Source organism: Sporosarcina sp. YIM B06819 (genome assembly GCF_033485175.1).
Lineage (GTDB): Bacteria > Bacillota > Bacilli > Bacillales_A > Planococcaceae > Sporosarcina.
Genome location: NZ_JAWLIQ010000031.1, coordinates 1 through 24,188 on the forward strand (window position 1 = coordinate 1; position 24,188 = coordinate 24,188).

Sequence of the window (24,188 nt, forward strand, 5' to 3'; positions counted from 1 at the left end):
TATCGGAAGTTCTGTGATTGGTACTTCTCCTATACCCTGAAAACAATGGTTTTTTCTATTTCCAACTATCTATTTAACATAATAGGTACCTAAAATTTAGTCCGGCGTTTTTGGGGAATTTTAACCCGGTATTGACACCATTGATAGATATAACAGATCCGAAGGCATTGGATAACCTGCTTCCGTGGTCGAAGACCCTTCCAGCAGATTGCCACGTTCCAAATAAAACTAAATAAAGCATATAATAAGCGCCCACTGAAGGACAGGTGGGCGCTATTTGACGCTTACGATTGAATATGGAGGATTACGTTAAGAATCGCATGATCCTCTTTGTGGTGGGGAAAGATAAAAAGTACGACAAATAAGCCCGCTAAGCCAAAATTGGGCCTAGCGGGTAATTGTAATTAGTCCTTCAAATTATAATAATTTACATACCAGTCTGCAAATTTCTGAAGTCCTTCTTCTATTGAAGTTTCCGGTTTAAAGCCCACAGCCTGCTGCAATTGATCTGTCGAAGCATAAGTAGCCGGTACATCACCTGGCTTAATTGGTTCAAAGACCTTTTCAAATTGTACTTCTTTTCCTAGAGCTTTACTTAAGGCCTTTTCTAACGTTTCAATAAACACCATCAGTTTCTCAGGGCTGTTATTTCCAATGTTGAAAACTTTATGTTGAACTTCACCTTCAGGTGGATTACTTAATAATCGTTGAATCCCCTCAACGATGTCATCAATATAAGTAAAGTCCCTATAAAGGTCATTTTCAAAATCACCATTATTGAATATCTTAATTGGCTCACCTGCAAAATATTTATTAGCAAATCCAAAATAAGCCATATCTGGTCGACCCATTGGGCCGTAAACAGTAAAGAATCGAAGCCCTGTAGCTGGAATCTTATAAAGATGTCTATAAGTATGTGCCATTAATTCATTTGATTTCTTAGTCGATGCATACAGTGATACTGGATTATCAACAAAATCTGTTTCTTCAAATGGGACTTTTTTATTGGCTCCATAAACAGAACTAGATGATGCATACACCAAGTGATCAACTGGATTATATCTACATGCTTCAAGAATATTATAAAAGCCAATGATATTACTTTGAATATAAACATCTGGATTCTCGATTGAATACCGTACTCCTGCTTGAGCAGCTAGATTTACTACCACATTAGGCTTGTACTCTTCAAAGGTCTTCATCACTATTTCCTTATCTGATATATCACCTTTAATAAAAGTAAATTTCTCATAAGGTTCTAGTTGATTCAAACGTGTATGTTTAAGATTCACATCATAGTATTCATTGACGTTATCAATCCCGATCACCCGGCAGCCTTGTTCTAATAGTTTCTTGGATAAATAGTATCCAATAAAACCAGCTGCTCCAGTGATTAAGTAGGTTTTACTAGGATCAAGAGTTTTGTAATTCAAGGTTCTTCGACTCCTTCAACAACTCTCTAGTTATGGGCTTTCTACCAATGGAATAATATTCAATCCCTGCCTCTTGCATATCTTCCACTCGATAAATATTTCTACCATCATACACTAATGGGGTTCTCATTAATCTCTTATATGTTTCAGGAGTAACTGCTTTTACTTCTCCCCATTCCGTAAAGATAAAGCAGACATTCGCATCTTCCAAAGCTTCCTCAGCATTTGCAGCATAGGTAATAGAACCATTCCCATTTTTACCTTCTGGATATACTTTTGCAAAATTAAACGCACCTACAGGGTCATATGCATAAATATCTGCACCTTGTTCTAATAATAAAGGGACATTTTCAAGAGATGCCGCTTCTCTTAAATCATCTGTTCCAGGTTTAAACGTTAAACCAAGTACAGCTACTTTAAGACCATTAAAGGTAATAAGCCTTTTGCTAGCTTTTTTATATAACATCATCTTCTGTTCTTTATTCACATCAATGGCAGCCTTAATCGTTTTGAGTTCATAACCGTTCTGTCTAGCAATATACTCAAGTGCTTTAGTATCCTTAGGAAAACATGAACCACCGAAACCGATACCAGCATTTAAAAACTTACTTCCAATCCGCTCATCAAAGCTCATCCCTTTAGCTACATCCTGAATATCCGCTCCAACCAATTCACAAAGGTTAGCAATATCATTCATATAAGAAATTTTCAATGCAAGAAAGTCATTTGAAGCATACTTGATCATTTCAGCTGATCTTCTATTTACTGAAACAATTGGTAAGTGGAATGGCTCATAAATTTTCGTAAGCAACTCTTCTGCCCATTTACTTTCCGTACCAATAATGATTCTTTCTGCATGTAACGTATCATGTACAGCAGAACCTTGAGCCAAAAATTCCGGATTTGAGGCTACCTCTACTTTTACATCATTGATTAAAAAGTCTTTAATAAACTGTTCTACTTTATCATTCGTACCAACTGGAACAGTAGATTTTACAACAACTAGACAATCCTTTTCGACCGACTCAGCAATTTGTCTTGCAACTGTTGCAATATAGGAAAGATTTGCAGAACCATCTGGTTGTTCTGGTGTACCTACTCCTATAAAAATTGCATCCGCATCTTTGTAGGCAGAATTAAAGTCAGTTGTATACTCAATTCTTCCAGCAGAATAATTTTTTTTCATTAACTCTTCTAAACCTGTTTCATAAATTGGAGAAACTCCAGATTTCATTAATTCTACTTTTTTTTCATCTATATCAACACAGGTTACTTGATGACCTACTTCAGCAAAACAAACGCCGGCAACTAAGCCGACGTAACCTGTTCCTGCTACTGCTATTTTGTACATAGTAACGCCTTCCTTCACTTTTTGAATAATATTAATTAGGCTGTTTTGCTTATTTACTAATCGCAATATGCCTGATGTACACTATAGGAAGAATTACAATTTTTATTTTTTTCTCCAAACAACTCTGTTTACATAATCAGTATAAGATAATATTATTCGTAGCACTTTATCTGATACATTAGGCATACTATAATCTCCAACAAGCCTTAATGTACCTTTATCTTGAGTTTCTAGCACCTCAAGTCCTTGTAATATTCTTTCTTTTCCTAACCCAACCATCATCACAGACGCTTCTTCCATCGCTTCTGGTCTCTCATGGGCTTGTCTTATATTAAGTGCTCTAAACCCTAGAATAGAAGATTCCTCACTAATTGTTCCGCTATCACTAAGAACAGCCTTTGATTTTTTTTGAAGCTTTATATAATCATTAAACCCTAAAGGTTTCATAGTTTTCACTAAAGAATTGAATTCTATTCCTTTAGCCTCGATCATTTTTCTAGTTCTAGGATGTGTACTCACAATTACGGGCATATTATACTTTTCAGCAATCGCATTTAAACTATCAACTAAATCTAAGAAATTATCAGAATTGATATTTTCTTCTCTATGGGCTGATACCACAAAGTAATTTTTCTCTTCTAAGCCTAATCTATCCAATACATCTGAAATCTCTATATCAGCTTTTCTAGAATTTAGAACTTCAAACATAGGACTTCCTGTTTTAATAATCCTATCTGAAGGGAATCCTTCTCTAAGAAGATATTCTCTCGCAATATCACTATAGGTCAAATTAATATCTGCTGTATGATCTACGATCTTTCTATTTGTTTCTTCTGGAACTCTTTGGTCAAAACATCTATTACCTGCTTCCATATGGAAAATTGGAATATGTCTTCTTTTAGCTGCAATTGCAGTTAAACAGCTGTTTGTATCGCCAAGGACCAAGAATGCATCTGGTTTTACCTCTTCAAATATTGGATCAATTTTAACCAAAATATTACCGATAGTTTCTACTGCTGTTCCTGTAGCGGCATCCAAAAAAAAATCTGGCTTTCTTAGATTAAAATCTTTAAAGAACACTTCGTTCAATTCATAATCATAATTTTGTCCCGTATGGACAAGTGTATGTTCAATCGCATTCGACTCTTCTAATTTATTTATAACAGCTGACAATCTTATAATCTCAGGTCTAGTTCCAACGACTGTCATGACTTTTAATTTCTTCATTAATTATACCTCCACGAAATAAGTGTCCGGCTTTTCTGGATCAAAACATTCATTTGCCCACATTACTGTTACGAGATCATTTTCTCCTACGTTTACAATTGAGTGGGTATATCCAGTAGGAATATCTACAACCTGTAGCTTTTCTCCACTTACTCTATACTCAATAATTTCATCAGAATCTATCTTTCTAAAGCGAATTAAACCTTCTCCACTAACAACTAAAAATTTCTCGTTTTTAGTATGGTGCCAATGGTTTCCTTTTGTAATCCCAGGTTTTGATACATTTACAGAAACTTGTCCTCTTTCAGGTGTCCTCATAAATTCTGTAAATGAACCTCTATGATCGCAATTCATTTTAAGATCATATGAGAATTGGTCTTCAGGTAAAAAGCTTAAATAAGTACTATAAAGTTTCTTAGTTAATGCATCTTCCATGTTAGGAATAGATAAATTTGATCTACTTTCCTTGAAACTTTTTATAACGTTCGCCAATTCTCCAAGTTTTATATTATGCGTTACAGGTACAACGCAGAAATCATCATCTTGTATAGTAGGGTTTCCTTCAAGAGCCCTCATGAATTCTTCTAAAACATCATCTATATAACAAAGATTAAGCTCTACATCTGGGTTGTTTATTTGAATATCTAAATTTCTTGCTATATTATGGCAGTATGTGGCTACTACAGTATTATAGTTAGGTTTACTCCACTTACCAAATAAGTTTGGAAGTCGATATATATAAACTTTTGCATCGGTTTCATAATAATGTTTGAATAATAAATCCTCTCCAGCCTTTTTACTTCTCCCATAAGGATTATCCTTTTCTGCTTGAATAGAAGAAGTAGTAAGAACTGGAGCTTTATTACCATGCTTCTTTAATAGCTCTAGCAATTGAGATGTCAAACCAAAGTTGCCTTCCATAAACTCATTTTCATCTTGAGGTCTGTTTACTCCAGCCAAATGAAAGACAAAATCACATTCTTTTGTATACTTTTCAAGTAGTGAAGAATCACTTTCTCTAGTAAACTCAAATATATCGTTATATCCCTTATTATTAAGCTCAGCGATAAGATTTTTTCCTACAAAACCCTTTGCGCCTGTTACAAGAATCTTCATGAGTAAATACCACCTTTAGTTCATTACATGAACCTTTTTATTCCATTCCTTAAGTTCACTTTGCACATAGTCTAATTCAAGTAATTTTTCTTTAATTTCCTCAACACTAAGAATTTGGGTATTATCAGAATTATATTCTTCTACAGAAGTTAGCTTTTGATCTCCCTCTGCAAAATACTTATCATAGTTAAGATCTCTTTGATCGGCAGGAACTCTATAGAAACCAGGTAAATCTTCTGCCTTTACATATTCCTCTTTAGTAAGAAGTGTTTCATAACGTTTTTCTCCATGACGAGTTCCAATAATTTTTATTTCATTATCCGCATCAAATAATTCTTTTACAGCTTGAGCGAGGTCGCCAATTGTGCTAGCCGGGGATTTTAGAACCATAATATCTCCTGCCTCAGCATTTTGAAATGCAAATACTACTAATTCTACTGCTTCTTCTAAACTCATAAGAAACCTTGTCATATTAGGATCTGTTACTGTTAATGGCTGGCCACTTTTAATTTGTTCAATAAATAATGGAATAACTGATCCACGTGAGGCCATTACATTACCATATCTTGTACCACAAATAAGCGTCCTATCTGGATCCACGGTTTTAGATTTAGCAACAAAAACCTTTTCCATCATAGCTTTTGATATACCCATTGCATTAATTGGGTATGCTGCTTTATCAGTTGATAAGCAAATAACTTTTTTAACACTATATTCAATAGCAGCTGTTAATACATTATCCGTACCCAATATATTAGTTTTTACCGCTTCTAAAGGAAAGAATTCACAAGATGGAACCTGTTTTAGTGCAGCCGCATGGAAGATATAATCAACTCCGTGCATAGCATTCTTAACACTCGCTAAGTCCCTGACGTCTCCAATATAAAACTTTAATTTTTCATTATTATAGTGCTTTCTCATATCATCTTGTTTTTTTTCATCTCGTGAAAATATACGAATTTCTTTTATATCGGTGTCTAGGAACCTTTCCATCACAGCATTACCAAAAGAACCTGTTCCACCTGTTATTAATAATGTTTTATTCTTAAACATAACGTTCATCTCCTAATTCATTTTTATTTAAGAATCTATTCAACCAAATAGGTTGTATTATGCAATACAAACTCATAGCAATAATATTGGCCACTATTACACCTATCCATGAATCAAAGGTCGTTACTAGAATCCATGCAATTGGTATTTTAATAATAGCTCCTATAGTTAAGAAAATACTTTGTGTCTTTAATTCTCCAAATCCATTAGCGATACTAGATAATACTCCGTTCCAAATAAAAATACTACCAGATATAGCAAAGACAGTAGCATATAAATAATTCACCTGTATTGTATTTTCTCCAAGCCATAAGTTTATAGCAAATTGTAAAAACGGAATCATAGCAAATTCACATATTACAGCAAGTAGAGCCATTAATTTTAAGGTTTTATAGAGTTTCTTAATCCAACTAAAATTCTTCTCAGAAAGAGCCTTTGTAACAGCTGACCATATAGGGGTTAAAGCCAAAGTAAATAAGGTACCCACTAATGTAAATAGCTTATTATATATTTGGTATTCAACAACTAGCTCAGTTCCGGTTAACCAAGTTATCAAAAACTCATTTGTTGCTGTTATTATCATATACATGATTTGAATCCAAAAGAAGATACCACCCAATCTTATTACATCACTGGCATATTTTTTCCCAAAATATTTTATACTCGGCTTACAGTCTTTTAATTTTGTAGAAAAAACTATTATGGTAGTTAACAATAATGGAATATTTACAGCTAAAACATGTACAACTGCTAATGAAATTAAATTAGTTGATATATCAGCAGTAGTCGCTAATGAAACATAAGCTAAGATAATTATATTAGTAAATAAGTTTAGTAAATTATTAAGTGCAGATTTTTGCATTGCATATAGTATTGAGGTAATGACCTTAAATAAAAATTGTAGCATTATGCCACCAAAAACAATAAAGACGGTAATATTAAGTGTTTCCTTTGAAACGATATTAAATGGTATATTAAAAAACATGTTCCAATTTATAAATCTGAATATTACTATTGAAAAACAAAGAACTGATATAACTAGTATTCCAATTATAATATAGGCAGAAGAAATATACTTTTTTGCCATTAATTCATCTTTTTTTACTAAAGCATGCACTAAATTATTTCGCAATCCATTGCCAATCCCTAAATCAAATGTTAATACCCAGGTTAATACGGATAGAATGGTAAACCATAGACCTAGTATTTGTTGGTTGTCAAAATACCTTATATATGCAGGCATAGTGAGTAACGATATAATTAATGCTCCACCTTTAACTAAAAAAGCTCCTAATGCGTTATTTAGTATTGTTCTATTGTTTTCATTACTAACTATTTTTTTTAGTTTAGAAAGCTTTAACATATCAATTCTCTTCTCCAACAATTCATTTATTTTTTGTACAAATCCCTCGATAAGGTGTTTATTAATTGTCTACTATTCCATGGTTCATATCTTTTAATTAGCATTTATTATTTCTTTACCATATTAATAATTCTCGAAACTAATAACCATTGACGATCATTGAAAAACAAAACTTGCTTTATTCTACTTTTTTTTCGTTTCATTAAATAATTGAGATAACTTAAGAATAAACTCTCTATCTAAATTTAAAATTTCATTTTTACTATTATATGAAGTATTAATATCTATTTCTTTAATAGCTCTAGCTATTGACATAGCACTATTTTCCTCATAAAACAATATATAACTTGACATCATAGATTCCCGGACACATCTAATGTCAGCTGAGACAACCCGTAAATTATTCGCAAGATATGTTATTATCTTCGAAGGAAAAGTATAGTCAGCTGACGCTTTTTCAGTTTCTGAATAAGTGTGACAACTCAAAGCAATATCACAAGACTGTAAAAAATCAGTGTATTGATTCCCACTTTTCTTTCCATGAAAAATTACCTTTTCACTACCACATTCAGTATTGATATTATTAATAAGCTCTCTTAATTCCTTTATATCTTTATTATTACCAAAACCTAGTATATGAATTTTATAGTTTTCATTAAGGTATCTTGCGGTTTTCGCAGCAAGAAATGCTGCCTTTCTATTATCCTCAATTACACCAGCATATACTATATTTATAAATTGGCTATCTTTAAAAATATTCTCCTTTTTCTTAAGGGGGACTTTATAATTGCCATAAGAAATTATCATAGGCTTATTTCTTAAATCAATCTTTTCTTTCATCAAATCATTTACCAAAAGATATCCATTCGCTGAATTTATAAATTCAATCTCCTTACTTTCAAATTTTCTATGGTTCTCGTTTACAGCCGAATAAAACTCCTCTACTTCGAGAATAAACGGTTTTTTAAAAATTCCGTTTATTATCTTTAATGGCAGGATATAATTCAATGAATGATAAACTAGCAAACAATCACCTTTTTTAACTTTAAATAGAACATAAAGTATTGTTTGTAATGTTATACCTATTAAGGAAAGTTTCCTAAATAACTTAAACTTACTATAGAAAGAAGAAAAAAATATATGTTTTTCTGCTTCATCAATTTCAAAACGTTTTCTTTTAAAAAATCCTCGATTACTCATACATGAAGACACCATATTTACTTGGTAGCCAGCAGCTTTTATACTATCAATTAAGTAACTTATTTTAGGCTGGGCAGAAGGAAAATATTTCAATAGTTCTTCTGTTTTATCATTGATACCATAGCACAAATAGTGAACTTTCTTTTGATTCATTTTTCCACTCCCATATATACATCGATTAATGAGTGTACAGACCTTTCAATCGAATAACCATTTTGTTTAAAAGTTTTCATGGTAGTATCTTCATCCAATGTCCTTTTATGACTATTTTTCAGAATTAAATCAGCCCAATATTGAGCACCTTTATTTAATTCTAGAAAATTAACTAAACCAAGACCAAGATCACATTCATTAGGAACATATTCAGAAGCATACACTGGTAAGTTTGCTGCTTGAGCCTCTAGTGCAACAATCCCTAACCCCTCAAATAAAGATGGGAATATATAAGCATCCATAATATTTAAACAAATTTCAATATCATCTCTTACACCAATGAATCGTACTTTATCACTTAAACCTAATTTTTCTACCTTTTCTTTTATATACTTTAATTGTCCCCCATCGACGCCACCTAAAATTAAAATACTATTTTGATTTTTATTTTGTACTTCATTAAATACATCAACAATAAATTCTTGATTCTTCTTGGCGTCAAACCTTGTTACATTCCCAATAACAAAATGTTCATCATTAATTCCTAAACTTTTTTTTAGCTCTAATACTTTTTTCTTATCGACCCTCATATACTTTTCAACATCGATTCCATTTCTCAGAGTTTTTCCATGCTTATGAAAATATTCTTCTCCATACAAGTAAGAACCGGCTAAATTACTACAAGCAATTTTATTTGTACTAAACATTTTTATAAGCGTTCTTTCAATATATCTATATATTCTTCTTGAAAAATTTTCTTTTTGTAAATTCGGAGATCCATGTGAATGGGAAATCCTTGTTCTTACTTTAGCAATCTTAGTTGCAAGCAATACCCATCCATTTGAATGATTAACATGAGAATGTACAACATTGTATGGGCCATTTTTATTTATACACAAAATAATAGATCTTACAAAAGAAAATATATTTTTCACCTTAGGTTCAGTCCCAATAAAGATACGGCCGCCCAAACTTTCAATTTCATCTTTATAGGCATCAACATTATTTGTAAACACAAGAAAGTCTAACTGGAATTTCTCTCTTTCTATCTGTCTAAAGTTATTCATTATATAAGCTTCAGTTCCACCCTTATCAAGACAAGATACAACTTGTAGGATTTTAATTTTTTCCACTTGATTAGCCATATAAAATCATCCAGCTCCTTTGAACAGTTTTGTATTTAGAGATAGCACCCCAATAAATTCCACAATAAGTGTTTTATATAAAATAAATTTCAACTATCTATACTAAAATACATTCTATTAACCAAGATTCATAGTTATCAAAACAACAAGTAGGTATTTCTGGAGATTTATTGATATCAGCTAAACAACCGTTACGCATATTAAAAAATAAATATAACTTACTATAGTGAGTTAATACTCTCTATAAAGTTGTTTACTTTTTTGTTAACACTTTTTGAATTATGAAATTTGTCCATCAAAAGATAATTATTATTACCAATATCATCATACAAAACAGAATTATCATATAAATTTTCAATAGCCTGAGCTAATTCATTATGGTCACCTGGTTTAAACACTAAACCACTAACTCCTGGCTTCAAATACTCATAATAATTTGGAAAATCAGAAGCAATTATGGGTTTCTTAAAAACCCCTGCCTCATATATTGGCCTAGCTTGATGAGCTTCTTCTGCTGGAAAAACTACAACATCACAAGCTGAATACCAATAATTCATATTTGTTTGAACACCCAAAAACTTAACCTTATCCTTCATTCCATTTTCTTCGATAAATCTATATAATTTCTTAATAAAAGAAATTTTAGTAAAATATTTTATTTTTTTTACACCTCGAGCTTCCAATAAATCATTTCCCGAATTACCTAAAAATAACAGCTCTATTTTTTTTCCCTTACAATGTTTTAAAGCACGAACTATTGTTTCTGCCCCCTTTATCTTACTCATTCCTCCAGAGTACAATATATAAAACACATCGTTTTTTAGCTTTAATATATTCCTTGAATCTTCTTTATTTATACCATTTGAATAATTATCCACATCAACTACATCAGGTATAACTATTTGATTTACGCGTTCAGGTAAATCCCATTGCTTTTTGTCAAATTCTGAAAGAAATGATACTCCTGTCCCATTCTGTAGTTTGGCAGCTATAAAACGGTTAATTAATCCTCTTCTTTTACCTTTTATTGTTTCTCTTACAAAGCACACACTTTTTATATTCAACTTTTTTAATATAGAGATCATAGGCCATTGAATCATACTGTTTAGTAAAACAACGTCAGGCTTTTCTCTTCTAAGAATTTTTTCCCACCTTTTTATATATCTCAATCTAGGTAAAGCTCTAATTAAAACCTTTAAGATATTTGCACCCCCGTTGTAATGACCAAACACTAGAGGTACTACTGTATCATTTAGAATATTAATATTGTTATTCTTTGCCAATTGCCTCGCAGCACTTTCTCCCGGTGGTAAAGCTAGAACTATAGAATGTTTATTACCTTCTAAAGCTTTAATAATATCAAAACAGCTTAATGTACCTCCACCCATGAGACCAGTATGATGTATTATTAATATTTTCATTGGATCAACCTCACATTTTGAACGTAATTTATTATTATCGCTAAAGAAGTGTCCTTTACTCATTTAGGTATTGTTACTGCCAGAAAAATTTATATTGATCGATCCGCATTACTCCATCTGGTATAGCTATGCTAAACTGAATTAGTGGAAGTATCACACATAAATAGATAGCAATTGTTCTTAACTTTTTATCTTTAATAGTTGCAATTATATTAGGAATAAGAACTAGGTTAAATGTAACGAAATAAAAAGCTAACCTTCCAATCATAACGGAATTAAGAGACAAAATCGTGACAAAAGCATTTAAACATGACAGAACAAAAAATATTGAAAAAAGGGACCTTTCTTGTTTTTCCATTCCTTCTATACTACCCCAAAATAAAAGGCATGTTGTAGGGATAGCTAAAGCAATTCCTATTAATAAAGGATTTACAGTAAAAGTTGAAATTAGTTCTATATCTGCATACCTAATAGGCATAAAAAATTCAATTATAGGAATTAACAATTTCCTGTAAAGTAAAGAAGATGAGGTTACTAATAGTAAAACAATCCCCATTTTCTTGTTTATTTTTAAATTACGCAAAAAATAGATTGGTAAAAAAACTAATGCCGAGTTGTGCAATGTGGATGCTAAAAAAACTGTTATAAGATACCTAATAAAATTTCCTTTAATTATAAAATGAAATGCAAGTAAGATAAGGCACACTGCTAAAGTTTGCCTTACACCTGACATGGACATAGAAAACAACCCAATGGATAGATGTAAAAACAAACTAAGAAATATATTTTTTGAGTATCTATAAAATAATAAAGCAAATGAAGTGCTAATAATAATAGAGGTTACTATTATATAACCCTGACTCCCAAATCCCAAATTCCTTAGAATGACAATAAATATCTGATAACCCCATTCATCATAGTTAAAAAGATTTAAAGATAAGTAAGGATTAATGCTATTATATACGTTTAGATAACCCGCTATATCAATACCTACAGAATAATGCCTTAAACCCATTACTAGGGATAATGCTACTGCTGCCATTCCGGCATACCACAAGTTCCATTTTTTAAGTTTATATTTAATACCGAAACCTTTGAGGATGATATACAAAAAGGCCCAAAATATTATTAAAAGGAAATAAATGTACATACACTACTTCTCCCTTTTTAAAACATACAATTGTCTTATTTAATAAGATTGTTTATTATTTTAACATAATTTACAGATATACTTTGAGTTGATATTTCTCCTCTTTCATTATTTTACTTTCTCAATAAAGGAAGCCAAATCACTAATATAATTTCTATAATAAAAAATCTTTGACTCAACACAACTTTTCTTAATGCTTTTCAATTTCACACTATCATAAGATAATATTTCATTAATTTTTTTTTGGGTCGCCTTTTCATCATTAATAGTGTCAATAAAAAATCCATTGGTACCTTCAACAATAAAATTTTCCAAGTCACTTGTTCTCGTTGTAATAACTGGGGTTCCACAACTAATACTCTCGGATACCTTAGTTGGGAAGCCTGCCATAGTATCTCTGCTAACATCCCTTATTAGAATAGTAAAATCTGATTTGATTACGCTATCTACAACTTCTTTATTTGGCTTCAAACCATGAAAAATTATACTCTCTCCAAGCTCATCTATAAATTTTTTTTGTTGAGGAATGGCCTTAGTATATTCATCCTTTGTAAACCCATATATGTTAAAAACAAAATCACATCCGCATTTTTTAGCTTGATGGAGTAATATAATAGCTTTATCAATCCGGTCTTTTAATTTACTTATATCTTTTACCTGCTGACCTTTTCTAAAAGGAATACCCGCATAAGAAATGGATTTTTTGTTATTATTCATAATCCTAGATTCTTCCAGACTAAAATCAGTAGGTGATAATGGCGGTATTATGACGGTATTACAACCGGATTTTTTATAATAGTTTGATAAATAACTACTAATTGCAATTATTCCGTCTGTCTTTTTATTGGCATAAGCTTTTTGATAATTATTATCTAACCATTTGACCATATCGAATATAAAATTATTAGTCTTAACTGTGAGCCAATCAACACAATCAGCAATCACTTTGATTTTTTGTTTTTTACAAAATCTAATGAGTTTTGTGTTAAAGAGTGACAACGTAGGGCTGCCGTAGTATATAACAAAAGCTAAATTATCAATAATCTTCTTATCATAAAGAAAACTCTTTAAGTTGTTAAATATTTTTGGATAGTTAGCCCAATCCAAGTTACTTCTAGGATATGGAAAGTTATAATATACAAAACCATCGTATTCTTTTTCTGTTGCTTCCAAAGGATCTCTTTTTTCAACTTCCTTATCGACTCCAATAAATATTACCTTGTATCCTAGTTCCTTTAGAATTTTTCCATTTGCATACACTCGTTTTCCCGCAGCATTTCCTAAAGGAAATGAAAAGTTTCCTATATAGATAACAGTATTCTTCTTCATGATACATTCACCTTGCAATCGTAAATTATTTAGACTCACTGCAATTTTTCAGGTAATACAAATTGATCACCCAAAACAAAATCGTAGTCATCGGGTATAAAACGGGTATATCCACTTGCATTATAGAAAGTCATTTCTCCGAATATTATTTGACCATCTATATTGTAAAAGTCTACCCGCACATGAGGAAAACCATCAGATAGTATTTCAGCTATTTCTACCATCTTTTCAAAGTTGATCGGTTTCGGAATCTTTCTGTTTATTTTCCCATAATCATTTCTTCTAAAAGGCAATTGGTTGAAATCTTTATCAAAAAAACCTAATTTGCCATTTTCATGGTTATCAGTATAATCTATCATCGTATATAAACAGTATACTTTTCCATTAAAACAAAAGAATTTATAATCCGGTAAATCATTACTACTATCTCTCTCTATAAGTTTTTCAACTATAATCCTTCTTGTACAATTATAATAACCCCATTCTCTTCCATAACTCTTTTTACTTCTATCCATCCATTCTTTTAATTGCAATCTAATACTATTTTCGTTTATTGTTGTTTTATCCTTAACAAAGATATTAGTACCCGAACCAGTAGTCACCTTAATTGCAAAAGAATTAGGTAGTTTATCAAAATCAATATCCTCGACACCATCATAAACTGCATATAGTTCGTTAAGATAACCTTTTAATCCTTTACTTTCAACATAGCTCCGAACAGTATATTTATCTGAACATAGTGTTATACGTGAATCATGATAATACAATTTATACCATTGTATTTTTTCTGTATATCTTTTAGGATTCCTTAGGTTAAGCTTATGCCCTGTCTTAATACGGTATTGAATATTTACCATTGCTCTATCAGGAATAAACTCTAGCAAATCCAACAATTTATATCTCGTTTTTGGATTCCTAATAATTTTTTTATAAAAATTCATAGGGGTTGTTCTCCTCATCAATCTAATTCCATAATCTTAATCATATGTTTATTTACTATATTAACATCGTATTTTTCTTTACATAATTCCAAACTTTCCCTTGACATCTCTTTAACTATATTAGAATTATCAATCATAAACTTCATTTTATTTGCTAGATCTAAAGCATCTCTCGGCTGAACTAAAAAACCATTTACTCCATCAACTATTGCATCGCGGCATCCTGGCCAATCGGTTGTTATTACTGGTCGAGCCATCGCCATAGCTTCTAAAATTGTTCTGGGTAACCCTTCTCGATAATATGTGGGTAGTACGAAGACCTTAGATTTTTCAAGAAAAGGAACAACATTTTTTGTCTCCCCTGGAAATTCAATAGTTCCTTCAGATATATAAGGCTCGAGTTCTTCCGGCTTGATTGCTCCCATTGAAGTATCATACCCCCCTAATAATACAAACCTAGCTTCTGGGTATTCTTTTTTAACCATTCGAGCTGCTTCAGCAAATTCAAATACGCCTTTTTCTCTTATAACTCTTGCTACCATTAGAAAAACAGATTCATCAGGTAATTCATTAGAATTAAACCTTTTTATATTTACTCCTGATCCATTCACACGTACAGCTATTTCTTCAGATAAATAACCTAACTGAGTAAACTGTTTTAAATCATCACTATTTTGAAAGATCACTTTGTTACATCCTTTAAAGGCTTGTTTGTATAGGGCTCCGGTAATCATTCTTAATCCTTTGGCTTTTAAACTGTTTGAAGCATAAACACGCCCCAATCCAGTCACCATTGGATATATTTTCTTAACTCCAGCCAAACGGGCTGCTAAACTACCATATACAACCGGTTTAATTGTGTAACTAAATACTAAATCTGGTTTTTGTGCAACAATCACATCTTTAAGTTTTTTAAAATATTTTATATCACCTAAAATACTGGTATTATCCTTAGTAAAAGGGACTTCAATAAATTTTACTCCAAGTGCTAATACCTCATTAATATTATCCCTATTAGGTCCAATCGCAATAACTTCATGACCTTTAGAAATGATTTCTTTAATAAGATCTCCCCTAAAATTAAATAGAGTCTTATTCTTAGGGGATATTACTATAACTTTCATAATTTACACCTCTTTTGAATAAATGTTGCCTATATTTTCTTTTAAATTCTGCATAGTCAATCGGAACAATTTCTCATTGACCTTATCCGATACAAATGAATTATGAGGTGTAACAATTACTCTCTTATAATTCCAAAGTGGACTCTCCCAAGGTAATGGCTCATTCTCAAATACATCTAGAGCAACTCCAAGAAACTTATCTTTTTGAAGGGCCCCTTTTAGAGCCATTTCATCTATTACCCCGCCTCGAGAAACATTAATAAGTACACTTTTATCTTTCATGGTTGCAATCTTTTTGACATTAATTAAATGAGTAGTTTCCTTTGTAAGAGGAAGTGTCAATATAACAATGTCACTCTTTTTTAGAACATCATATAATTGATCTATTAAATAAAATTCATCAACATATTGAGATTCCTTTATACTCCTACCAACACCGACTATGTTTACATCGAATGCCTTAAGTCTTTTAGCCACCTCTGCTCCAACATCGCCAAATCCAATAATGGCTGCAGTTTTATTTGTTAACTCAAATAAATCCCGTTGTTTTTCCCATTTATGTTCACGCTGAGCCTCATAAAACTCCCTACTATTTTTATAGATTTCTAAAATCTTAAGTACAACCCACTCAGCCATTGGAACGCTATACACTCCCTTGGCATTAAAAAGTTTTATACCTTGGTCCTTAATATAGTCGAGTGGTACCCTATCCAGGCCTGCACTAGTAAGTTGTATGAATTTCAAGTTCTCAAACTTTTTGATGTCATTATATAGGAATAGACCGTTACAAACTATCGCTTCAATATCTGAAACATCAACTTCCAAAGGAAACCTCTCATCTTGAATAAATAGAATTTCATACCCAAGTGACTTTAAACTATCTAGCTGCTCTTCACTATATTTAAATGCCCCGGTAAGTAATAGTTTCATATTTTACATCCCTTTTCCGAACTATTATTTCGTATTTGTATACACAATCTCCATTACTTTATCCCTAACAAACTTTTGATTTTCTGCAAAGAAGTTTTTTTCTTTCCATATTAGTTGATCTTCGAAGTCTCTTATCTCATATATCCCAATTTCAAAAATCTCTTCTACCATTCCAATATCGGTGCTTTTTTTAATATTACAAAAGCTCCTTGATAATATTGCCATGTCTGATTTTAAACGATAATGCTCCGCAATAATGTTCTCTGCAGGGAGGGTTCCTTGTCCGAGTTTTGCTATCCCCCCAAAACCATAAAGAATTCCGCTTTCTTTAAACTTTTTACAAAGCATTTCAACTGTTCCATTTGCTAAAAGTTCAAACATAAACTTCATATTATAACTAAGGTGTAGATCATTTAATCCAATATGAATAAAGTCAATTCCTGGAACAGTTAAAATAGAGTCTATATTTTCTACCGCCTCCGAGGTTTCGCACAAAAGACAAACTTTAGCTCTACCATTTACATAATGGACAAAAAGCTCAACTTCTTCTTTAGTCTTAAAAAATGGGAGCATTACAATGTCTGCTCCATCTGTAATCACTTTATCTATTTCTTTTTTTGACCCTTCATATATCGGATTTACTCGAACTAGCAATTCAGAATTGGTTAATACCTTTTTTATTTTTTTTACATCTTCTATACTATGTCTGGATATTACTGTATCCAAATGGCCTTGCCTTGCATCTTTTCCATTAATCTCAAGATCAATAAAAATCCAATCAACCCCACTATTTTCCGCTATCTTGGCAATTTCCTCTTGATTTGTAATGTACATCAACTTTAAAGCCATTTAGTTATTCCTTCTTTCTTCAATCGTTGCTGCTACTTCAGATTCCTGTTCCTTGCCTGTTACCTTTTTAGCAGTTTCACCAACATTGACATTATCCTGCATTGCTAAAACCTTGACAATGGTTCTGAAAAATATTTTTAAATCAAAACCAAATGAAAGGTTCTTAACATATTCAACATCATACTCAATCCTTTTATCCCAAGGAACCTCTTTCCGTCCGTTTACCTGTGCCCAACCTGTCACACCTGGTCTAACATTGAATCTCTTTTTTTGAAACTCTGTATACTCTTCAATAGGCCAAGGATGGTATGTTAAAGTAGGTCGAGGTCCAATAATCGACATATCACCTTTAATAATGTTTAAAAACTGAGGGAATTCATCGATACTTGTCTTTCGGATGAATTTACCGACTTTAGTAACCCGGGCATCACCTTTAGTTTCGTAAACTCCGCTTTTTTCCGCCCCTACGCACATTGAACGAAACTTATATATTTTAAATACTTTTCCTTCTAATCCAAGGCGTTCTTGCTGAAAAATCACTGGCCCTTTCGACTCCAATTTGATAGCGATAGCTACTATTAACAAAATAGGGGAAAGGATTGTCAATCCGACTAGAGATAAGACTATATCATTTAACCTCTTAAGCTTTTTATAATTCATAATAAGTTTAAAACTCCTCTATTCTAATTTATCTCCTCAGAGTGGCACTTATTTATAGATTACTTTAGTAGATTAGGACTTAACTAGAATCAGTTATTCCTCTATTCCAACTAACTACTAAACCACTAAACATCGCTATTCTTCCACCTTGTAACACCTAGCCATCCAACAACCATAAAAAAAAAAAAAACAGGGCATCCACCCCAACTTAAACCATCCACAATACGGTCGGTGCCCCCTTTAATAAGGGTAAGGGGGCATCACCAATAACCGTAATACAACTTGTACCAAAGTTTTAAAACTTACAACTTCACATGTGCCTCTTTCACTTTCCCAGCCATATACTCCATCAACTGCTCCCGAATTTCCTCATTTTGCAACGCAAATTCAATCGTAGTAGTAATAAACCCCAACTTCTCCCCAACATCATACCGCTTACCCTCAAAATCATAAGCAAAAACTCTCTGAATCTGATTCAACTTCTGAATCGCATCCGTCAACTGAATCTCTCCACCCGCACCAGTTTCCTGCTTCTCCAAACACATAAAGATCTCCGGAGTAAGCACATACCTACCCATAATCGCAAGATTAGAAGGAGCCGTCCCCTTCGCAGGTTTCTCCACAAAGTTTTCAACCGCATACCTTCGCCCTGTTTGCATAGAAGGTTCCACAATGCCATAACGATATGTTTCCTCATCCGGTACAGTCTGCACACCAATGACCGACGCATGTGTTTCTTCATATTGATCAATCAATTGCTTCAATCCCGGAACTTCGCTCTGCACAATATCATCACCCAGCAACACCGCAAACGGCTCATCGCCAATAAACTTCCGTGCACACCAAACCGCATGTCCAAGTCCTTTTGGTTCTTTTTGGCGAATGTAGTGAATGTCTACGTTTGATGATTGTCTTACTTTATCTAAAATATCGAACTTCTCTTTTTCAATCAGGTTCTCTTCTAATTCGAAGTTATTATCAAAATGGTCCTCAATCGCGCGTTTTCCTTTACCGGTAACAATTATAATATCTTCAATGCCCGATGCGATTGCCTCTTCGACGATATATTGAATCGTCGGCTTATCGACAATCGGTAACATTTCTTTCGGCATCGCTTTTGTTGCCGGTAGAAAACGTGTACCTAAACCCGCTGCTGGGATAATTGCTTTGCGTACTTTTTTCATTGGAATGTCCTCCTTTTCACGCGGTGCCAGGCACCACTAGTTCTCCACTATGCAGTCGTAGCTTCCCTATTGATTACTGGTATCCTCCGATTAGCCAATCCAATCAAAGTCTCTTTAAGTTCTCCATTGGACATATCAAGCAACTTCTCCAGCACATACTCCATCTCTAAAGCGCTAATCGGCTCGGCTTTCCCAATAAAAATCTTCGGGAACACATGCTCACTCTGCCGTTCGTTGTCATTCAACAGCTCTTCATACAACTTCTCGCCCGGTCGAATGCCTGAGTACGCGATGCCAATCTCGTCTTCACTATACCCGGACAACTTAATCAGGTTCCTGGCAAGATCGACGATTTTAACGGGTTCGCCCATATCAAGGACAAACACTTCGCCACCAGCAGCTAAAGTCCCTGCCTGCATGACAAGTCGCGAAGCTTCTGGGATTGTCATGAAGTAACGGGTCATCTCTGGATCCGTAATTGTTACTGGCCCCCCTTTGGCAATCTGCTGTTTAAACAATGGAACCACACTACCACGAGATCCCAGTACATTTCCAAAGCGTACCGCTGCGAATTTCGTCTTGCTATCTTTTGCAAGATTCTGGACAATCATTTCGGCAAAACGCTTCGTTGCGCCCATAATATTCGGTGGGTTTACGGCTTTATCTGTCGACACCATCACAAAGTACGGAATGCCAAATGCATCCGCCGCTTCCGCAACATTTTTCGTGCCGAAAATATTATTTTTCACAGCTTCCATCGGATTGGCTTCCATTAAAGGCACATGCTTATGCGCGGCCGCATGGTACATCACGTCCGGTTTATACTCATTGACGATATCAAATATACGCATTCGATCTTGAACATCTGCGATAATCGGAATAATTTCTGTCTGCGTTGAAACCTTTTGGCGCAGTTCCATGTCTATAGTGTAGATAGAACTTTCACCATGCCCTAACAGAATCAATCGTCTCGGATTAAATTCGCTCACTTGGCGACAAATTTCCGATCCAATCGAGCCGCCTGCGCCTGTGACGAGTATCGTTTTATCTGTTAACTTTTCCGCAATGGCTTTCAGATCAAGCTGGACTTCGTCACGGCCGAGCAAGTCTTCGATTTTTACGTCTTGCATATCCGTGACAGAAACTTTACCTGTCATTAAGTCTTCTATACGGGGAATCGTTTGTGTTCGGACGCCGGTTTCGACGCATACCTTCATTAAATCCGCCATTTGTTGTTTTCCCATAGATGGGATTGCGATGACAATTTTTTCGATGTGATTATCTTTCACTAATTCTGGGATTCGCTTCGTACCACTGAGAACTTTCACCCCGTAAATTTCCAGCCCGTTTTTCGCCTGATCATCGTCAACGAACAGGACAGGTTTCATGCCTGATTCAGGGTTTTGGAGTACTTGACGTGCAATCATTGTTCCTGCTTGTCCTGCCCCTACCACCATCGTATGGATCTTTTTTTCTCCATTGTGATAATTGACAGTATCCCGCATTAGCCGCCAAGACAATCTTGAACCACCGATTAGCAGAATATGTAGCATCCAAGTGAGGGCAAGCGCCCGAAGGTAAATGTCTTGTGTGAGGGTAAACTGGACAACTGCAACGACGGCAATCGTCAATGTTACAGCTTTAAAAATCGATTTCAATTCACCGATTGAGGCGTAAGACCATGCTTTACGGTAGAGCCCATAATGCCATGCAAGGAGATGGTGTGCAAACTGGATAGTAATGACGCTAACGAGTAGCATCTTGTTGGCAAGTATATTGATGGATGGATGCAGCATGAAGTAGCCGATGTAGATAGAAAATAGAACGATAATGGAGTCGACAAAAAACAACATGGTCATTCTTTTTTTTATCGTCATTGTTTCTCCCCCCTTGCAATAAATTGGATGAATAAGTCCATAAAACTGTTACTAAATAAACACTCTATCGGTTAGTTCATTTAAACTACTTCAATTACCAGTTTAATAGTAACACCTTATCCAATTAACTGCCACCATTTATTTTAATCAGGTATTTAATCCCACCAAAATAACCATCACTATTTTATTACTCTATTAAATAGTCCGATTAAACTATTAGAATTGTCAGTTTAATAGTAAAACCTTATCCAAATAACTGCCACCTATTATTATTATCAGGTATTTAATCCTATCAAAATAACCATCACTATTTTATTACTCTATTAACTAGTTCGATTAAACTATTCGAATTGTCAAATTAATAGTAACACCTTATCCAATTAACTGCCACCATTTTTTAAAATTCGGTGTTTTTGGTTCCAAAAGGACTAGGGGTTCATCCTTCAAAATCCGCTCGTTATTATCGAGGAGAATGTCCGCGATGTCATGGTGCTTCTTCTTTTCAAGGTAGTCTAGCCCTTCATTGAATAGAAAAGGTCTTGTATCTAGGTTGTGGACATCCGATCCGTACGTATGGATTAGATTTGCTTCTACTAGCTGAAGAGACAGTTTTTGTACATTCCTTCCGAAGTGCCCTGCGATGCTCCCTGCTGTAATCTGTGCGAGTGCACCATGGCGGACTAATCGTTCCAGACGTTCTGGTTTTTCCGCAATGGCGCGGTTCCGTTCAGGATGTGCGATGATGGGAATTATGTCTTTTTCAAGCAGGGATTGAATGATATTCACCGTATAGGCGGGAACTGACTGGGTTGGAAGTTCAAGGAGCAGGTAACGTGAATTTGCAAGTGTCATTGCCTCTTTCGTTTCAACTTTCTGAACAAGATCCTCACAAAGACGCACTTCCTGCCCGGTGTGGAGGGTAACTGGATACCCCGCCGCTGTCACAACATCCGTCAGCAAGGCAATTTGCCCTTCGATTTCTTCCCGTGATACATGGAAATGCGGATTGAACGCATGCGAGGTCGAAATCATGTCGGTAATTCCTTCAGCTACAGCTTGTTCTAGCATGCGCATCGTATTTTCTATCGTTTTCGGTCCATCATCTACGCCAAACAGAATGTGGCTATGCATATCAATCATCTGAATTCTCCTTTTTGCCTATAAGAAAAGAGCACGAGGACATAGACCCCTTACTCTTCCTCTCCATAATATTTGTAATAGTAATGACTTTTTTCAAGCTTGAAGTTATTCAGAATTGTCCCAATGACATGCGCATTCGATGTTACCAGTGATTCCTTGGCCTTTACTGCGCTATCTTTTTCAGTTTTCCCCGCATTCAGGACGAGTATTGTTCCGTCACAACGGTTTGATAATATCTGCGCATCTGTGACGGATAGAATAGGCGGTGAATCGAAGATGATGATATCGTAGTCACTTTTCATTTCTTCTAGTACGTTCTTCATCGTTTGTGATCCGATGAGTTCCGCTGGGTTTGGAGGAATTGGTCCGCATGTAATGATGTCTAATCCTTCCGTTTCGCTAGCTTTTACTACTTCCGCTATTGTCGATTGACGTGTGAGGACGTTTGACAATCCTGTTCCGTTCGTGAGATGAAATGTATGGTGCACAGTCGGCTTGCGCATATCTGCATCTATGAGCAGCACTCGTTTTCCTTCCTGCGCAAAGACAATTGCGATGTTGGCCGCCGATGTTGATTTACCCTCTCCTGGTGAAGCAGAAGTAAAGAGGAGCGTTTTCAGTTCCTTATCCGGCATAGAGAAGTTAATGTTCGTTCGAATTGTTTTGAATTGCTCTGTATAGATTGATTTGGGACTTGACTGAGCAATGAGATTGCGTTTCATCGTCACCAAACCCTTTTTCTTTCTTGCCATACTTTTTACTTCCTCCCCTTTTTCCGGCTTCGAGACTTAGCACTTTCTACTTCCCCAGCAACAATCGGGCTGACAAGACCAAGTATGGGAAGTTCGAGTAGTTCTTCAATATCTTGTTCTGTTTTTATCGTCGTGTCGAGGTATTCAAGAAGAAATGCAATTCCCACACCTAGCATCAATCCAATGACTGCGGCAATTGCCATGTTTAGCATTGGATCCGGTTTAATAGGCGATGGGTCCTCAACATGTACTGCTGGAGAAAGAATATTGACGTTGTCTACGTTCATAAGCTTCTGAATTTCCTGTTGGAATACTTCTGCTGTCGTGTTTGCGATGTCGACCGCGACAAATGACTCGGCATCTTGAACGCTAACGTTTAACACTTGCGAGTTTTGGGCGCTGCTCACCGTGATCTTTGAATTCAACGCTGCCGGGGTCGTATTAAGATCAAGGTTTTCGATTACTTTCGACAAAATCGCGGGACTTTTAATGATGACGTTATATGTATTAATGAGTTGGAGATTCGTCTGAATATCCTGTGAGCTGAACTGATTCTGCTCGTATTTTTGTTGATTGACTAAAATTTGTGTGGATGCTTGATAGACGGGTGTCATGAAGTAGTAGCTGACAACACCTGCAATCATCACGGCGAGAATAACCATACTGATGATTAGCTTTAGTCGTTTCCTCAACGTTTTGAACAATTCTTGTAAACTGATTGTTTCTTCCATAGTTTCACGTTCTCCTTCACTTAAACTCTATCTATTGTCACATACCTAGTGAGTATATC

General features: G+C 34.4%; 21 protein-coding genes. All 21 read right to left on the bottom strand.

The features are described 5' to 3' along the window. Positions 1-404: 404 nt before the first annotated feature. The 21 genes from R2B72_RS16690 to R2B72_RS16790 all read right to left on the bottom strand — a co-directional run bounded on the left by R2B72_RS16690 (position 405) and on the right by R2B72_RS16790 (position 24,129). The gene (locus R2B72_RS16690) at positions 405-1,433 is read right to left on the bottom strand and encodes an SDR family NAD(P)-dependent oxidoreductase (protein WP_318617942.1); all 1,029 of its coding nucleotides are present in this window, start codon (positions 1,431-1,433) and stop codon (positions 405-407) included. Then, positions 1,414-2,784 carry a UDP-glucose/GDP-mannose dehydrogenase family protein gene (locus R2B72_RS16695; protein ID WP_318617944.1) on the bottom strand — a complete coding sequence of 457 codons (1,371 nt, stop codon included), beginning with the start codon at positions 2,782-2,784 and terminating at the stop codon, positions 1,414-1,416. Before R2B72_RS16695 ends, R2B72_RS16690 begins: the two co-directional genes overlap by 20 nt. 102 nt (positions 2,785-2,886) lie before the next feature. Further along, positions 2,887-4,011: a non-hydrolyzing UDP-N-acetylglucosamine 2-epimerase gene (wecB, locus tag R2B72_RS16700; RefSeq protein WP_318617946.1), complete on the bottom strand. Its 1,125-nt coding sequence runs from the start codon at positions 4,009-4,011 to the stop codon at positions 2,887-2,889. 3 nt (positions 4,012-4,014) lie between these two features. Then, on the bottom strand, positions 4,015-5,127 hold the full coding sequence (locus R2B72_RS16705) for a capsular polysaccharide biosynthesis protein CapF (protein WP_318617947.1): 1,113 nt from the start codon (positions 5,125-5,127) through the stop codon (positions 4,015-4,017). Positions 5,128-5,142: 15 nt separating this feature from the next. After that, positions 5,143-6,180, bottom strand: coding sequence for a nucleoside-diphosphate sugar epimerase/dehydratase (locus R2B72_RS16710; protein WP_318617948.1), 1,038 nt, complete (start codon positions 6,178-6,180; stop codon positions 5,143-5,145). Beyond that, positions 6,173-7,543, bottom strand: coding sequence for a lipopolysaccharide biosynthesis protein (locus R2B72_RS16715; RefSeq protein ID WP_318617949.1), 1,371 nt, complete (start codon positions 7,541-7,543; stop codon positions 6,173-6,175). The genes R2B72_RS16710 and R2B72_RS16715 overlap by 8 nt, the downstream gene beginning before the upstream one ends. Positions 7,544-7,726: 183 nt before the next feature. Further along, positions 7,727-8,896, bottom strand: coding sequence for a glycosyltransferase (locus R2B72_RS16720; RefSeq protein WP_318617950.1), 1,170 nt, complete (start codon positions 8,894-8,896; stop codon positions 7,727-7,729). After that, a complete protein-coding gene (locus R2B72_RS16725; protein WP_318617951.1) occupies positions 8,893-10,041 on the bottom strand; it encodes a glycosyltransferase in 1,149 nt (382 codons plus the stop codon). The genes R2B72_RS16720 and R2B72_RS16725 overlap by 4 nt, the downstream gene beginning before the upstream one ends. 221 nt (positions 10,042-10,262) lie before the next feature. Then, the gene (locus tag R2B72_RS16730; RefSeq protein ID WP_318617952.1) at positions 10,263-11,462 is read right to left on the bottom strand and encodes a glycosyltransferase family 4 protein; all 1,200 of its coding nucleotides are present in this window, start codon (positions 11,460-11,462) and stop codon (positions 10,263-10,265) included. Between the two features lie 73 nt (positions 11,463-11,535). Then, entirely contained in the window at positions 11,536-12,612 is a 1,077-nt protein-coding gene (locus R2B72_RS16735; protein ID WP_318617953.1) for an EpsG family protein, read from the bottom strand. Positions 12,613-12,720: 108 nt separating this feature from the next. Continuing rightward, positions 12,721-13,941, bottom strand: a complete 1,221-nt coding sequence (locus R2B72_RS16740) for a glycosyltransferase (RefSeq protein WP_318617954.1) — start codon at positions 13,939-13,941, stop codon at positions 12,721-12,723. A gap of 35 nt (positions 13,942-13,976) precedes the next feature. After that, positions 13,977-14,882, bottom strand: a complete 906-nt coding sequence (locus R2B72_RS16745; RefSeq protein WP_318617955.1) for an ATP-grasp fold amidoligase family protein — start codon at positions 14,880-14,882, stop codon at positions 13,977-13,979. A 17-nt stretch (positions 14,883-14,899) separates the two neighbouring features. Further along, complete coding sequence (locus R2B72_RS16750) at positions 14,900-16,006, bottom strand: glycosyltransferase family 4 protein (RefSeq protein ID WP_318617956.1); 1,107 nt, start codon at positions 16,004-16,006, stop codon at positions 14,900-14,902. A gap of 3 nt (positions 16,007-16,009) precedes the next feature. Continuing rightward, positions 16,010-16,936, bottom strand: coding sequence for an NAD(P)-dependent oxidoreductase (locus tag R2B72_RS16755; RefSeq protein ID WP_318617957.1), 927 nt, complete (start codon positions 16,934-16,936; stop codon positions 16,010-16,012). A 24-nt stretch (positions 16,937-16,960) separates the two neighbouring features. Further along, positions 16,961-17,785 (bottom strand): aldolase/citrate lyase family protein, encoded by an 825-nt coding sequence (locus R2B72_RS16760; RefSeq protein ID WP_318617959.1) that lies wholly within the window; start codon positions 17,783-17,785, stop codon positions 16,961-16,963. Then, positions 17,786-18,445 (bottom strand): sugar transferase, encoded by a 660-nt coding sequence (locus tag R2B72_RS16765; protein WP_318617961.1) that lies wholly within the window; start codon positions 18,443-18,445, stop codon positions 17,786-17,788. It abuts the gene before it with no gap. 302 nt (positions 18,446-18,747) lie between these two features. After that, positions 18,748-19,629 carry a UTP--glucose-1-phosphate uridylyltransferase GalU gene (gene galU, locus R2B72_RS16770; protein ID WP_318617962.1) on the bottom strand — a complete coding sequence of 294 codons (882 nt, stop codon included), beginning with the start codon at positions 19,627-19,629 and terminating at the stop codon, positions 18,748-18,750. 47 nt (positions 19,630-19,676) lie between these two features. Further along, positions 19,677-21,506: a nucleoside-diphosphate sugar epimerase/dehydratase gene (locus tag R2B72_RS16775; protein ID WP_318617963.1), complete on the bottom strand. Its 1,830-nt coding sequence runs from the start codon at positions 21,504-21,506 to the stop codon at positions 19,677-19,679. Positions 21,507-21,878: 372 nt separating this feature from the next. Next, the gene (locus R2B72_RS16780) at positions 21,879-22,646 is read right to left on the bottom strand and encodes a tyrosine-protein phosphatase (protein ID WP_318617965.1); all 768 of its coding nucleotides are present in this window, start codon (positions 22,644-22,646) and stop codon (positions 21,879-21,881) included. Between the two features lie 50 nt (positions 22,647-22,696). Continuing rightward, the gene (locus R2B72_RS16785; RefSeq protein WP_318617966.1) at positions 22,697-23,398 is read right to left on the bottom strand and encodes a CpsD/CapB family tyrosine-protein kinase; all 702 of its coding nucleotides are present in this window, start codon (positions 23,396-23,398) and stop codon (positions 22,697-22,699) included. 5 nt (positions 23,399-23,403) lie between these two features. After that, positions 23,404-24,129 (bottom strand): YveK family protein, encoded by a 726-nt coding sequence (locus R2B72_RS16790; protein WP_318617968.1) that lies wholly within the window; start codon positions 24,127-24,129, stop codon positions 23,404-23,406. Positions 24,130-24,188: the final 59 nt, after the last annotated feature.